Below are 14,344 nucleotides of genomic sequence, written 5' to 3'. Positions count from 1 at the left end.
TATGCCGGCCTGAGAGGGGAAGATCAACCGATATTATTCGATGATCTTGGCAACCACGCCAGCACCAACGGTACGGCCGCCTTCGCGGATCGCGAAGCGCAGGCCATCTTCCATGGCGATCGGAGCGATCAGGGTGACAACCATCTTGATGTTGTCGCCCGGCATTACCATCTCTACGCCTTCCGGCAGCTCGCAGTTACCGGTCACGTCAGTGGTACGGAAGTAGAACTGCGGACGGTAGCCCTTGAAGAACGGGGTGTGACGACCACCTTCTTCCTTGGACAGCACGTACACTTCGCACTCGAACTTGGTGTGCGGCTTGATGGTGCCCGGCTTGGCCAGAACCTGGCCACGCTCTACGTCTTCACGCTTGGTGCCGCGCAGCAGGATACCAACGTTCTCACCAGCACGACCTTCGTCGAGCAGCTTGCGGAACATTTCAACGCCGGTGCAGGTGGTCTTGGTGGTCGCCTTGATGCCGACGATTTCCACTTCTTCCTGGACCTTGATGATGCCGCGCTCTACACGACCGGTTACCACGGTACCGCGGCCGGAGATCGAGAACACGTCTTCGATCGGCATCAGGAACGGCTGGTCGATGGCACGAACCGGCTCCGGAATGTAGGAGTCCAGGGTCTCTACCAGCTTCTGCACGGCGCTTACGCCGATGCCATTGTCATCCTTGCCTTCCAGCGCCATCAGCGCGGAACCGATGATGATCGGAGTGTCGTCGCCCGGGAAGTCGTAGGTGTTCAGCAGATCGCGAACTTCCATCTCGACCAGTTCCAGCAGCTCGGCGTCGTCGACCATGTCGGCCTTGTTCAGGAACACGACGATGTAGGGAACGCCCACCTGGCGGGACAGCAGGATGTGCTCGCGGGTCTGCGGCATGGGGCCGTCGGCAGCCGAGCAAACCAGGATCGCGCCGTCCATCTGGGCAGCACCGGTGATCATGTTCTTCACATAGTCGGCGTGACCGGGGCAGTCAACGTGGGCGTAGTGACGAACAGCGGAATCGTATTCAACGTGCGAGGTGTTGATCGTGATACCGCGGGCCTTTTCTTCCGGCGCGTTGTCGATCTGATCGAAAGCACGAGCGGAACCACCCCAGGTGTCGGAGCAGACCTTGGTCAGTGCAGCGGTCAGAGTGGTCTTGCCATGGTCAACGTGACCGATGGTGCCGACGTTGACGTGCGGCTTGTTCCGTTCAAATTTTTCTTTAGCCATGGAGACCATCCCCTTCAAGGAATTGAGCGGATCACGCTACCATTAGAACAAGGGCAGATATTTTCATATCTGCCCCTGGATAAATGGAGCTCATGAGCGGATTTGAACCGCTGACCTCACCCTTACCAAGGGTGTGCTCTACCAACTGAGCTACATGAGCGAAACACAAGCAACTTGACTGGAGCGGGTAGCGGGAATCGAACCCGCATCATCAGCTTGGAAGGCTGAGGTTCTACCACTGAACTATACCCGCGGAGCCCGAAGCTCACGCTTTTAAACTGGTGGAGGGAGAAGGATTCGAACCTTCGAAGTCTATGACGTCAGATTTACAGTCTGATCCCTTTGGCCACTCGGGAATCCCTCCAAACTGGTGGGCGGCATTCTCTACGTCTGCCACCTTGCTGTCAAGAGTTTTCTCTTAAAAAACCTGAACTTAGGTTTCAACAGCAACTTCATGGTAGGAGTCTTTCAGCCTTCCCCCTGCGAAGCGGGCGCCATTCTATGCAAACCATCAGGGGGATGCAACACCTTTGCACGACATTATTTGATGCTGCAATCCCTTGAAGTCCCGAGCCAGCTCCTGGAGCAGTTGCTCATCCACCAGACGCCGGCTGCCGGGTGCCACCCTTACCCAGAAATCACGCTGCCCGCGGGGCAATTCCTTCAGCTCCGCCTCGTAACCTGCCGTCTTGAGACGGGCCTGCGCACTTTCAGCCGAATCCCGCGCGGAAAACATCCCCAAAGAAATGCCATTGGCCAGCACTCCCTCGCCAATCAGGTAGCTGTCGATATTGCGCGCCTGAAGCTCCTTCAACTGACGAAGCGCAGCCTCCCGCGAGGCTAGCGGAGGAAGATAGACCCAGTAATCGACGCTCATCTCCCCACGGGCCTCGACCTCCGCCTCGATATCCAGGCCCAGCAGGCGCTGCTGCAACCTTCGGGCATCCGCCTCCTCACCGCCTCCGCCAAGATAGAGACAGGCCGACTCGGATGCGATCGACTCTTCGGCAGCCGGAGGCACACTCGGCGCCGGCACCTGCGATCCCGAGCGCGCCCTGGAAGCAAGGTTGCTCTCGGCCAACAGCAGAATGTTCTTCTGCCCATCCTTATAGAGTTCCAGCGGTGCGATTTCCTTGGCCCGTAGCGGGGATTGCTGCTGGTGCCAGACGTAGTAGAAGACGTTCAGGGCCAGGAGAAACAGGAAGAACCAGCGCATAGATCCTCTCACTCAATCGGGCAAGCCAGTGCCAGCCCTACGAAAACCAGGTCCGGCATGATCCGGGCGCCAGCCAGTTCGTCGCGAACCAGTTCGGCATCCCCACCCGTCAGGAATATTTCACAATCCGGACCGAGCAGCTCGCACGCCATGGCGTACTGCTCACGAACGAACCCCCTGAGCATGAGCAGACAACCCCGCTCAACCGCCTCGGCCGTGGCCTGCCCTGGCTGGAGACTGGCAAGCGCCCGACGGGCCTCTGCATCGTCGTAGCGGATACGTCGGGTATGGGTGCGCAACTGGCTTCTCATCAGGGTCATGCCCGGGCATATGTAGCCCCCCAGATGCACTCCATCCGCCGCGACCAGGTCAGAGGTGACCGCGGTCCCCAGATCGATGACCAGGCAGGCCTTCTTAGCCAGATGATGAGCCGCGACGAGGGCCAGCCAGCGGTCGAGCCCCAGGCGCTGGTAATCGAGATAGCCGTTGCGCACACCCGCCAACTGCTTGCCGGATGATGCAACCAGCGCCGAAACCGGGAACAGCTGCTCCAACCGTGCGACCAGTTGCGAGGTTTCCTGCTCGCTGCGAACGCTCACCAGGCGACAGGCTCGCACTGGCAGCGCTTGCTGCGACGTTAACTGTTCGACCAGGGCATCATCGGACTCCGCAAGGCCACCGGCGACCGACCGCGCCGCCCCCTCGATGACCCGCCACTTGATCAGCGAGTTTCCACAGTCGAGCTCAAGAATCATTGACGCAACCTCAAACTAAGCTCCCCTCCACTGAACCCCTGCTCCACGCCATCCACCTCGAGGCGCAGCGCTCCTCGACTATCGACACCCAGCACACGACCCTCGATGGAACTCAGAGCAGTCGAGAGAATGACCTGGGCACCCTGCCAGAGATTGCAGGACTCCCACTCCTCGCGACTTGCAGCAAAGCCTTCGCGCGAATGCCTATCGAGATAATCGGCCAACTGCCGATTGAGAGCAGAAAGCAGCCGCGAACGATCCACCAGTTCCCCCAGCGCTTCGCGCAGGGAGGTCCAAGGCTGGCCGATATCAGTGGCGGTCTTCATGTTGACGTTGATCCCTATGCCGATAACGACATGACACAGATCCGCGGGGTCGCCACTCAGCTCCAGGAGAATTCCGGCGATCTTCTTGCCTCCCTGCAGAAGGTCGTTCGGCCACTTCAACCCGGCGTCCCGGACGCCCAAAGACTCCAGGGCCCGGAGCACCGCGAGACCGACAACCAGGCTCAACCCTTCGAGCTCCCGAGCGCCCCCCCTGACAGTAATGGCCAGAGAATAATAGAGGTTCTCTCCATAGGGACTGACCCAGGCTCGGCCGCGACGTCCACGCCCGGCAGTCTGCTGCTCGGCGACGATAACGAAAGGCGTCGAGGCTCCAGCCGCGAGCCTACGCATGGCCTCGCTATTGGTCGAATCGACGGTGGGCATGATCTCGACAGGCCAGAGGCTGTCGATCTTCCGCGGATCCAGGAGACTGAGGGGACTCGCCAGACGGTACCCCCGGCCACGCACCTTGTGGAACTGCAGGCCATGTTCAGCCTCCAGGTGCTGCAAGCGTTTCCAGACTGCACTGCGACTGATGCCCAGTACTGCCCCCAACTCCTCACCGGAGTGGAATCGCCCGTCTTGAAGTAGTTTCAGCAAGGTCTGCATAGACGCCCCACACTAGCCAGGCACGCATCATATAGAGGCACTTGCGCTTTGCCTACGAAAAGCCCTGCCGTATAGCTGCCTTTTCCCCGGATTTTCGCAGACTTTTCCGCGCGCAAAAGCAAAACCCCTGGTCATCGCTGACCAGGGGTTTTGGGATAGGAGCTTGACGATGACCTACTCTCACATGGGGAGACCCCACACTACCATCGGCGATGCGTCGTTTCACTTCTGAGTTCGGGAAGGGATCAGGTGGTTCCAACGCTCTATGATCGTCAAGCAATTCGGTTGGATATCCGTTCGCTTGGGCTTACGTCTATCCGGATTCAGGTATGTGATTTCAAGGTGTTTGCGGTTCATGCGAACTTTCGGTTCGTCGACTTCACCTTACAACACACAATCGTCAGATTGTTTGGGTGTTATATGGTCAAGCCTCACGGGCAATTAGTACTGGTTAGCTCAACGCCTCACAACGCTTACACACCCAGCCTATCAACGTCGTAGTCTTCGACGGCCCTTCAGGGGAATCAAGTTCCCAGTGAGATCTCATCTTGAGGCAAGTTTCCCGCTTAGATGCTTTCAGCGGTTATCTTTTCCGAACATAGCTACCCGGCAATGCCACTGGCGTGACAACCGGAACACCAGAGGTTCGTCCACTCCGGTCCTCTCGTACTAGGAGCAGCCCCTCTCAAATCTCAAACGTCCACGGCAGATAGGGACCGAACTGTCTCACGACGTTCTAAACCCAGCTCGCGTACCACTTTAAATGGCGAACAGCCATACCCTTGGGACCGGCTTCAGCCCCAGGATGTGATGAGCCGACATCGAGGTGCCAAACACCGCCGTCGATATGAACTCTTGGGCGGTATCAGCCTGTTATCCCCGGAGTACCTTTTATCCGTTGAGCGATGGCCCTTCCATACAGAACCACCGGATCACTAAGACCTACTTTCGTACCTGCTCGACGTGTCTGTCTCGCAGTCAAGCGCGCTTTTGCCTTTATACTCTGCGACCGATTTCCGACCGGTCTGAGCGCACCTTCGTACTCCTCCGTTACTCTTTAGGAGGAGACCGCCCCAGTCAAACTGCCCACCATACACTGTCCTCGATCCGGATCACGGACCAGAGTTAGAACCTCAAGCATGCCAGGGTGGTATTTCAAGGATGGCTCCACGCGAACTGGCGTCCACGCTTCAAAGCCTCCCACCTATCCTACACAAGCAGGCTCAAAGTCCAGTGCAAAGCTACAGTAAAGGTTCACGGGGTCTTTCCGTCTAGCCGCGGATACACTGCATCTTCACAGCGATTTCAATTTCACTGAGTCTCGGGTGGAGACAGCGCCGCCATCGTTACGCCATTCGTGCAGGTCGGAACTTACCCGACAAGGAATTTCGCTACCTTAGGACCGTTATAGTTACGGCCGCCGTTTACCGGGGCTTCGATCAAGAGCTTCGCTTGCGCTAACCCCATCAATTAACCTTCCGGCACCGGGCAGGCGTCACACCCTATACGTCCACTTTCGTGTTTGCAGAGTGCTGTGTTTTTAATAAACAGTCGCAGCGGCCTGGTATCTTCGACCAGCCAGGGCTTACGGAGTAAATCCTTCACCCTAGCCGGCGCACCTTCTCCCGAAGTTACGGTGCCATTTTGCCTAGTTCCTTCACCCGAGTTCTCTCAAGCGCCTTGGTATTCTCTACCCGACCACCTGTGTCGGTTTGGGGTACGGTTCCTGGTTACCTGAAGCTTAGAAGCTTTTCTTGGAAGCATGGCATCAACCACTTCGTCATCTAAAAGACGACTCGTCATCAGCTCTCGGCCTTGAAACCCCGGATTTACCTAAGATTTCAGCCTACCACCTTAAACTTGGACAACCAACGCCAAGCTGGCCTAGCCTTCTCCGTCCCTCCATCGCAGTAACCAGAAGTACAGGAATATTAACCTGTTTCCCATCGACTACGCTTTTCAGCCTCGCCTTAGGAACCGACTAACCCTGCGTCGATTAACGTTGCGCAGGAACCCTTGGTCTTTCGGCGTGGGTGTTTTTCACACCCATTGTCGTTACTCATGTCAGCATTCGCACTTCTGATACCTCCAGCAAGCTTCTCAACTCACCTTCACAGGCTTACAGAACGCTCCTCTACCGCGTCACTTACGTGACACCCGCAGCTTCGGTGTGTGGTTTGAGCCCCGTTACATCTTCCGCGCAGGCCGACTCGACTAGTGAGCTATTACGCTTTCTTTAAAGGATGGCTGCTTCTAAGCCAACCTCCTAGCTGTCTAAGCCTTCCCACATCGTTTACCACTTAACCACAACTTTGGGACCTTAGCTGGCGGTCTGGGTTGTTTCCCTTTTCACGACGGACGTTAGCACCCGCCGTGTGTCTCCCATGCTCGGCACTTCTGGGTATTCGGAGTTTGCATCGGTTTGGTAAGTCGGGATGACCCCCTAGCCGAAACAGTGCTCTACCCCCCAGAGTGATACATGAGGCGCTACCTAAATAGCTTTCGAGGAGAACCAGCTATCTCCGAGCTTGATTAGCCTTTCACTCCGATCCACAAGTCATCCCCTACCTTTTCAACGGGAGTGGGTTCGGTCCTCCAGTCAGTGTTACCTAACCTTCAACCTGCTCATGGATAGATCGCCCGGTTTCGGGTCTATACCCAGCGACTAAACGCCCTATTAAGACTCGCTTTCGCTACGCCTACCCTATACGGTTAAGCTTGCCACTGAATATAAGTCGCTGACCCATTATACAAAAGGTACGCAGTCACCTAACAAGTAGGCTCCCACTGCTTGTACGCATACGGTTTCAGGTTCTATTTCACTCCCCTCTCCGGGGTTCTTTTCGCCTTTCCCTCACGGTACTGGTTCACTATCGGTCAGTCAGTAGTATTTAGCCTTGGAGGATGGTCCCCCCATGTTCAGACAAAGTTTCTCGTGCTCCGTCCTACTCGATTTCACTTCAAAGATCCTTTCGCGTACGGGGCTATCACCCACTATGGCCGCACTTTCCAGAGCGTTCCGCTAAAATCAATGAAGCTTAAGGGCTAATCCCCGTTCGCTCGCCACTACTAAGGGAATCTCGGTTGATTTCTTTTCCTCAGGGTACTTAGATGTTTCAGTTCCCCTGGTTCGCCTCTTGCACCTATGGATTCAGTACAAGATACCTAGGTTATCCTAGGTGGGTTCCCCCATTCAGAGATCTCCGGATCAAAGTCTGTTTGCCGACTCCCCGAAGCTTTTCGCAGGCTACCACGTCTTTCATCGCCTCTGACTGCCAAGGCATCCACCGTATGCGCTTCTTCACTTGACCATATAACCCCAAGCAATCTGGTTATACTGTGAAGACGACATTCGCCGAAAATTCGCGCTTGAACTCGCAAATTTTACCTTGACTTGAATGATCACCAGTGAAAGAGATCATTCAGTCTTACTTCTATCACATACCCGAATTTTTAAAGAACAGTTCTGGTGCAAAGACCAGAAATCAATGTTCATTCACGAACATTCATTTCTGAGCTTTCGACGATTGTTTTAGATGGTGGAGCCAAGGAGGATCGAACTCCTGACCTCCTGCGTGCAAAGCAGGCGCTCTCCCAGCTGAGCTATGGCCCCGTATCGGATCACGCAGCACACCAACAATTGGTGGGTCTGGGCAGATTCGAACTGCCGACCTCACCCTTATCAGGGGTGCGCTCTAACCAACTGAGCTACAGACCCAATCGTCTAACCAGTGAATCAAGCAATTCGTGTGGGAGCTTATGAAGAAGCTGAGATCTTCGATTAAGGAGGTGATCCAGCCGCAGGTTCCCCTACGGCTACCTTGTTACGACTTCACCCCAGTCATGAATCACTCCGTGGTAACCGTCCCCCTTGCGGTTAGACTAGCTACTTCTGGAGCAACCCACTCCCATGGTGTGACGGGCGGTGTGTACAAGGCCCGGGAACGTATTCACCGTGACATTCTGATTCACGATTACTAGCGATTCCGACTTCACGCAGTCGAGTTGCAGACTGCGATCCGGACTACGATCGGTTTTATGGGATTAGCTCCACCTCGCGGCTTGGCAACCCTTTGTACCGACCATTGTAGCACGTGTGTAGCCCTGGCCGTAAGGGCCATGATGACTTGACGTCATCCCCACCTTCCTCCGGTTTGTCACCGGCAGTCTCCTTAGAGTGCCCACCCGAGGTGCTGGTAACTAAGGACAAGGGTTGCGCTCGTTACGGGACTTAACCCAACATCTCACGACACGAGCTGACGACAGCCATGCAGCACCTGTGTCTGAGTTCCCGAAGGCACCAATCCATCTCTGGAAAGTTCTCAGCATGTCAAGGCCAGGTAAGGTTCTTCGCGTTGCTTCGAATTAAACCACATGCTCCACCGCTTGTGCGGGCCCCCGTCAATTCATTTGAGTTTTAACCTTGCGGCCGTACTCCCCAGGCGGTCGACTTATCGCGTTAGCTGCGCCACTAAGATCTCAAGGATCCCAACGGCTAGTCGACATCGTTTACGGCGTGGACTACCAGGGTATCTAATCCTGTTTGCTCCCCACGCTTTCGCACCTCAGTGTCAGTATCAGTCCAGGTGGTCGCCTTCGCCACTGGTGTTCCTTCCTATATCTACGCATTTCACCGCTACACAGGAAATTCCACCACCCTCTACCGTACTCTAGCTCAGTAGTTTTGGATGCAGTTCCCAGGTTGAGCCCGGGGATTTCACATCCAACTTGCTGAACCACCTACGCGCGCTTTACGCCCAGTAATTCCGATTAACGCTTGCACCCTTCGTATTACCGCGGCTGCTGGCACGAAGTTAGCCGGTGCTTATTCTGTTGGTAACGTCAAAACAGCAAGGTATTAACTTACTGCCCTTCCTCCCAACTTAAAGTGCTTTACAATCCGAAGACCTTCTTCACACACGCGGCATGGCTGGATCAGGCTTTCGCCCATTGTCCAATATTCCCCACTGCTGCCTCCCGTAGGAGTCTGGACCGTGTCTCAGTTCCAGTGTGACTGATCATCCTCTCAGACCAGTTACGGATCGTCGCCTTGGTAGGCCTTTACCCCACCAACTAGCTAATCCGACCTAGGCTCATCTGATAGCGTGAGGTCCGAAGATCCCCCACTTTCTCCCTCAGGACGTATGCGGTATTAGCGCCCGTTTCCGGACGTTATCCCCCACTACCAGGCAGATTCCTAGGCATTACTCACCCGTCCGCCGCTGAATCCAGGAGCAAGCTCCCTTCATCCGCTCGACTTGCATGTGTTAGGCCTGCCGCCAGCGTTCAATCTGAGCCATGATCAAACTCTTCAGTTCAATACTGCTTGGGTTTTGAGAAAACCCTAAACTTGGCTCAGCAATCGCATTCCCTTAAAAAGAGATAAAACTCTCGAATTCACGAGTGTTACTTGCGTTGCTGATAATCTTGCGATCACCAGTCTTACATCACAAGCACCCACACGAATTGCTTGATTCGACTTGTTAAAGAGCAGTTGGTCAAGGCTTTCGTCTCAACCGAGGCCGCGCATTCTACAGCAACCTCTCGTTCCGTCAAGCGTTATTTTCGAAAATTTTCTTTTCTACTCAACCGCTTGCACCGACCTTCAAACCATCTTCCGATCAGCGGGAGGCGCATTCTACAGCGTTCAAATTCGCTGTCAAGCACCTCGGCGAAGCTTCGTTTCGAGCCCCTTTCGGGACCGAACCGCTGCGGCGAACAACCTGCCTAAGCGCTTCACCACCCCTGGGAGAGAATCCGTAAACCCTTGATTTTCAAGCATTTACTCTTCGTCGTCGCCGGGAGTGGTGCGCATTATAGGGAGATAGAAACTGGCGTCAACACTTATTTGAAAGAATTATTCAGCCTTCAGCGTGATGCGCGCGAAAGCCTTCTTCCCTGCCTGGAACACACGGGTCTCACCCAGCGCCAGCATGAAGGTGCGGTCGACGACCTGCCCATCCACCTTGACGCTGCCGGCACCCAGGAGATCGCGAGCCGCAGCCGCATTCTTCACCAACCCCGCCTTATTAAGGACAGAGGCAACGGGCATATCCTCGGGGGACGACAGCTCGATCTCCGGCAGGTCTTCCGGCAGCTCGCCATCCTTCAGGCGATTGCCGGCCGACTTGTGTGCGCTCGCCGCCGCCTCCTCGCCATGGAAGCGGGCGACGATCTCCTCGGCCAGCTTGATCTTGATGTCACGCGGGTTGGCGCCCGCCTCGACGTCCTTGCGGAAGCTATCGATCTCATCCAGGGAACGGAAGCTGAGCAGTTCGAAGTAACGCCACATCAGCGTGTCAGGAATGGAGACCAGCTTGCTGTACATGACACCCGGCGCTTCCTGGATACCAATATAGTTGCCCAGCGACTTGGACATCTTCTTCACGCCATCCAGCCCTTCCAGCAACGGCATGGTCAGGATCACCTGGGCCTCCTGGCCATAGGCACGCTGCAGCTCGCGCCCCATCAGCAGGTTGAACTTCTGGTCGGTGCCACCCAACTCGACGTCCGCCTTCAGCGCGACGGAGTCATAGCCCTGGACCAGCGGATAGAGGAACTCATGGATAGCGATGGGCTGATTGCTGGCATAGCGCTTGCTAAAGTCATCACGCTCCAGCATCCGCGCAACGGTGTACTGAGAGGCAAGACGAATGAAGTCAGCCGGGGTCAGTTGGTCCATCCAGGTGGAATTGAAGGCTACTTCGGTCTTGGCCGGGTCGAGGATCTTGAAGACCTGGGACTTGTACGTCTCCGCATTCTCCAGAACCTGCTCGCGCGTCAGGGGAGGACGGGTAACACTTTTCCCACTGGGGTCACCGATCATCCCAGTGAAGTCGCCGATGAGGAAGATCACCTGATGCCCCAGGTCCTGGAACTGGCGCAGCTTATTAATAAGCACGGTATGGCCAAGATGCAGATCGGGAGCGGTCGGGTCGAAGCCGGCCTTGATCCGCAAGGGCTGGCCACGCTTCAGCTTGGCCACCAGTTCCGCCTCTACCAGGATCTCGTCTGCACCGCGCTGGATCAGCGCCAGCTGCTCTTCAACCGACTTCATTTACAGGTTCTGCCCAATTGCCAAAATCGAAAGGGAACCAACCATACAAGATCGCAGACTAAAAACAAATTTTGCCGACCGTCAGGGGGACGGAGCCAGGCCAGACGCGACTTTTGGCTTGATTCAAGGAGATTTTGGTTATATTTTAGGCAGTTATTTATTCACAATCCAAAAACACCAATCACGCCATGACGCAATCCGATCAGAAAGCGCCGCCGTATTACCCGAAAAGCCACTTGTTGGCCGCCAGCGGTGTTGCAGCGCTCCTCAGTTTGGCACTACTGGTGTTCCCCTCGAGCGAAGTCGAGGCCAAGAGGACCACGCTCAATCTGGAGCTTGAAAGCAACACCGATCGCCTCCTTCAGGAGAAAGACGACCTCCTGCCGCAATCGGTCACCAATTCCAGCGACGAAGGCACGCCTTTCGCTCAGGTAGAAGGCGCCTCCGACGACAACACCGCCGAGCAAGACTCGGACAAGCCGGGCGCATCTGTAGCCGATGCCGACATCAAGCCCGTCGATCCCGAGTGGAAGACCATCACCGTCGCCAGTGGCGATACGCTGTCGACCGTATTCACCAAGGCAGGCCTTTCCACCTCGGCCATGCACGACATGCTGACCAGCAGCAAGGATGCCAAGCGCTTCACCCATCTGAAGGTCGGCCAGGAGGTCAAGCTCAAGCTCGACCCCAAAGGAGAGCTGCAGGCGCTGCGAGTCAAGCAGAGCGAACTCGAGACCATCGGCCTGGACAAGACCGACAAGGGCTACTCCTTCAAACGCGAGAAGGCCCAGATAGACCTGCATACCGCCTATGCCCATGGCCGCATCACCAGCTCGCTGTTCGTTGCCGGTCGTAACGCCGGCCTGCCCTATAACCTGATCACGTCGCTGTCGAATATCTTCGGCTACGACATCGACTTCGCCCTCGATCTGCGTGAGGGCGACGAGTTCGACGTGATCTACGAACAGCACAAGGTCAACGGCAAGCAAGTGGCGACCGGCAATATCCTCGCCGCCCGCTTCGTCAACCGCGGCAAGACCTACACCGCCGTGCGTTACACCAACAAGCAGGGCAATACCAGCTACTACCGCGCCGACGGCTCCAGCATGCGCAAGGCATTCATCCGTACGCCGGTGGATTTCGCCCGCATCAGCTCGCGCTTCTCCCTGGGCCGCCGCCACCCGATCCTGAACAAGATCCGCGCGCACAAGGGCGTCGACTACGCTGCCCCCATCGGCACACCGATCAAGGCCACCGGAGACGGCAAGATCCTCGAAGCCGGACGCAAGGGGGGCTACGGCAACGCCGTGGTGATCCAGCACGGCCAGCGCTATCGGACCATCTACGGACACATGAGCCGCTTCGCCAAGGGTATCCGCGCCGGTACCAGCGTGAAGCAGGGCCAGATCATCGGTTACGTAGGCATGACGGGCCTGGCCACCGGCCCGCACCTGCACTACGAGTTCCAGATCAATGGCCGTCACGTCGATCCGCTGAGTGCCAAGCTGCCCATGGCGGACCCGCTCGGTGGCGCAGATCGCAAGCGCTTCATGGCGCAGACCCAGCCGATGATCGCGCGCATGGATCAGGAGAAGAAAACCCTCCTGGCCCTGAACAAGCAGCGCTGATCGTGCCGCGCTACCTGGGGTTGATGTCCGGAACCAGCCTGGACGGCATGGACATCGTCCTGATCGAGCAAGGTGATCGCACCACCTTGCTCGCTTCCCATTACCTACCCATGCCGGCCGGGCTGCGCGAAGACATCCTCGCCCTGTGCGTCCCCGGTCCCGATGAAATCGCCCGCGCCGCCGAAGTCGAGCAACGCTGGGTCGCCCTTGCAGCACAGGGCGTGCGCGAACTGCTGCTCCAGCAGCAGATGAGCCCCGACGAAGTCCGTGCCATCGGCAGTCACGGTCAAACCATCCGACATGAACCCGCTCGCCACTTCACGGTGCAGATCGGCAACCCCGCCCTGCTGGCGGAGCTGACCGGCATCGATGTCGTCGCCGACTTCCGCCGCCGCGACGTCGCAGCCGGCGGCCAGGGCGCCCCGCTGGTACCGGCCTTCCATCAGGCGCTGTTTGGCGATGATGACGCCTCCAGGGCGGTCCTGAACATCGGTGGCTTCAGCAACGTTTCGCTGCTCAGCCCCGGAAAGCCGGTACGCGGCTTCGACTGCGGCCCGGGCAACGTGCTGATGGACGCCTGGATTCATCACCAACGCGGCGAACATTTCGACCGGGACGGTGCGTGGGCCGCCAGCGGCCAGATGAACCACGCACTGCTGGCAAGCCTGCTGGCGGATGAGTTCTTCGCCGCGCGTGGCCCCAAGAGCACCGGGCGCGAGCGCTTCAACCTGTCCTGGCTGCAGGAGCACCTGGCTCGTCACCCTGCCTTGCCGGCAGCGGATATCCAGGCAACCCTGCTGGAACTGAGCGCGCGCAGCATCAGCGAATCGCTGCTGGACGCCCAGCCGGACTGCGAAGAGGTGCTGGTATGCGGCGGCGGCGCCTTCAATACGGCGCTGATGAAGCGCCTGGCCCTGCTGATGCCCGAAGCTCGGGTCGCCAGTACCGACGAATACGGCATTCCCCCTGCCTGGATGGAGGGCATGGCATTCGCCTGGCTAGCCCATCGGTTTCTCGAGCGCCTGCCCGGCAACTGCCCTGATGTGACCGGTGCGCTCGGTCCCAGAACTCTGGGCGCGCTGTATCCCGCCTGAAACGAAAACGCCGCGCATATAAGCGCGGCGTTTTCGTAGCGGCCCCATCGACGTCAGATCGAGAACGACTGTCCGCAACCGCAAGTCGTGGCGGCGTTCGGGTTCTTGATGACGAACCTCGAACCTTCCAGGCCTTCCTGGTAGTCGACTTCCGAGCCCGCCAGGTACTGGAAGCTCATCGGGTCCACCACCAAGCCCACACCATCGCGCTCGATCACGGTATCGTCATCGGCGATATCTTCGTCGAAGGTGAAGCCATACTGGAAGCCCGAGCAACCGCCGCCGGTGACGAATACACGCAGTTTCAGGCGAGGATTGCCCTCTTCGTCAATCAACGTCTTCACCTTGTTGGCTGCGCCTGGGGTAAAGAGCAGGGGCGTAGGGGTGAAGGTCTCGATGCTCATGTTTCCGAATCTCCCGGCTTGAGGCCGT

8 protein-coding genes, 5 tRNA genes and 3 rRNA genes are annotated in these 14,344 nt (G+C 57.2%); 2 read left to right on the top strand and 14 right to left on the bottom strand.

Translation table 11 applies throughout. From position 1 onward, the window contains the following. Positions 1 to 33 precede the first annotated feature (33 nt). From tuf to tyrS, 13 genes are all read right to left on the bottom strand, one after another. The gene (tuf, locus tag AC1RB9_RS03395; RefSeq protein WP_003115146.1) at positions 34 to 1,227 is read right to left on the bottom strand and encodes an elongation factor Tu; all 1,194 of its coding nucleotides are present in this window, start codon (positions 1,225 to 1,227) and stop codon (positions 34 to 36) included. 84 nt (positions 1,228 to 1,311) lie between these two features. Beyond that, positions 1,312 to 1,387, bottom strand: a tRNA-Thr gene (locus tag AC1RB9_RS03390). A 19-nt stretch (positions 1,388 to 1,406) separates the two neighbouring features. After that, positions 1,407 to 1,480: transfer RNA gene (locus AC1RB9_RS03385), tRNA-Gly, on the bottom strand. A 26-nt stretch (positions 1,481 to 1,506) separates the two neighbouring features. Beyond that, positions 1,507 to 1,591 (bottom strand) — tRNA-Tyr (locus AC1RB9_RS03380). 147 nt (positions 1,592 to 1,738) lie between these two features. Beyond that, a complete protein-coding gene (locus AC1RB9_RS03375) occupies positions 1,739 to 2,443 on the bottom strand; it encodes an SPOR domain-containing protein (protein WP_003118935.1) in 705 nt (234 codons plus the stop codon). Between the two features lie 8 nt (positions 2,444 to 2,451). Further along, positions 2,452 to 3,198, bottom strand: a complete 747-nt coding sequence (locus AC1RB9_RS03370; RefSeq protein WP_003093768.1) for a pantothenate kinase — start codon at positions 3,196 to 3,198, stop codon at positions 2,452 to 2,454. Further along, entirely contained in the window at positions 3,195 to 4,133 is a 939-nt protein-coding gene (gene birA, locus AC1RB9_RS03365; protein ID WP_003117986.1) for a bifunctional biotin--[acetyl-CoA-carboxylase] ligase/biotin operon repressor BirA, read from the bottom strand. Before birA ends, AC1RB9_RS03370 begins: the two co-directional genes overlap by 4 nt. 161 nt (positions 4,134 to 4,294) lie before the next feature. After that, positions 4,295 to 4,410 (bottom strand): 5S ribosomal RNA (gene rrf, locus AC1RB9_RS03360). 143 nt (positions 4,411 to 4,553) lie between these two features. Next, a 23S ribosomal RNA gene (locus tag AC1RB9_RS03355) occupies positions 4,554 to 7,444 on the bottom strand. Between the two features lie 226 nt (positions 7,445 to 7,670). Next, positions 7,671 to 7,746: transfer RNA gene (locus tag AC1RB9_RS03350), tRNA-Ala, on the bottom strand. 28 nt (positions 7,747 to 7,774) lie between these two features. Then, positions 7,775 to 7,851, bottom strand: a tRNA-Ile gene (locus tag AC1RB9_RS03345). A gap of 64 nt (positions 7,852 to 7,915) precedes the next feature. Continuing rightward, positions 7,916 to 9,451: ribosomal RNA gene (locus tag AC1RB9_RS03340) — 16S ribosomal RNA — on the bottom strand. The 16S, 23S and 5S rRNA genes sit together here with 2 tRNA genes alongside, the layout of an rRNA operon. 539 nt (positions 9,452 to 9,990) lie before the next feature. Then, on the bottom strand, positions 9,991 to 11,190 hold the full coding sequence (gene tyrS / locus AC1RB9_RS03335) for a tyrosine--tRNA ligase (protein ID WP_003101660.1): 1,200 nt from the start codon (positions 11,188 to 11,190) through the stop codon (positions 9,991 to 9,993). 188 nt (positions 11,191 to 11,378) lie between these two features. Between tyrS and AC1RB9_RS03330 the strand changes: the two genes are divergently transcribed. Both AC1RB9_RS03330 and AC1RB9_RS03325 read left to right on the top strand, forming a co-directional pair. Beyond that, entirely contained in the window at positions 11,379 to 12,818 is a 1,440-nt protein-coding gene (locus AC1RB9_RS03330; RefSeq protein ID WP_003459468.1) for a peptidoglycan DD-metalloendopeptidase family protein, read from the top strand. A 2-nt stretch (positions 12,819 to 12,820) separates the two neighbouring features. Next, entirely contained in the window at positions 12,821 to 13,912 is a 1,092-nt protein-coding gene (locus AC1RB9_RS03325; RefSeq protein WP_003085271.1) for an anhydro-N-acetylmuramic acid kinase, read from the top strand. Between the two features lie 53 nt (positions 13,913 to 13,965). Here the strand turns inward: AC1RB9_RS03325 and erpA are convergent, their stop codons facing one another. Further along, positions 13,966 to 14,316 (bottom strand): iron-sulfur cluster insertion protein ErpA, encoded by a 351-nt coding sequence (gene erpA, locus AC1RB9_RS03320; RefSeq protein WP_003085254.1) that lies wholly within the window; start codon positions 14,314 to 14,316, stop codon positions 13,966 to 13,968. Positions 14,317 to 14,344 lie beyond the last annotated feature (28 nt).

This window comes from Pseudomonas sp. 20-5, assembly GCF_056782835.1.
Note: the sequence above shows the minus strand (reverse complement) of the source record. Positions and strands in the feature narration are given on the sequence as shown.

Excerpts from the sequence above, each read along its gene's own strand:
- tuf (WP_003115146.1), bottom strand. The coding sequence starts at position 1,227 with ATGGCTAAAGAAAAATTTGAACGGAACAAGCCGCACGTCAACGTCGGC.
- AC1RB9_RS03375 (WP_003118935.1), bottom strand. The coding sequence starts at position 2,443 with ATGCGCTGGTTCTTCCTGTTTCTCCTGGCCCTGAACGTCTTCTACTAC.
- AC1RB9_RS03370 (WP_003093768.1), bottom strand. The coding sequence starts at position 3,198 with ATGATTCTTGAGCTCGACTGTGGAAACTCGCTGATCAAGTGGCGGGTC.
- birA (WP_003117986.1), bottom strand. The coding sequence starts at position 4,133 with ATGCAGACCTTGCTGAAACTACTTCAAGACGGGCGATTCCACTCCGGT.
- tyrS (WP_003101660.1), bottom strand. The coding sequence starts at position 11,190 with ATGAAGTCGGTTGAAGAGCAGCTGGCGCTGATCCAGCGCGGTGCAGAC.
- AC1RB9_RS03330 (WP_003459468.1), top strand. The coding sequence starts at position 11,379 with ATGACGCAATCCGATCAGAAAGCGCCGCCGTATTACCCGAAAAGCCAC.
- erpA (WP_003085254.1), bottom strand. The coding sequence starts at position 14,316 with ATGAGCATCGAGACCTTCACCCCTACGCCCCTGCTCTTTACCCCAGGC.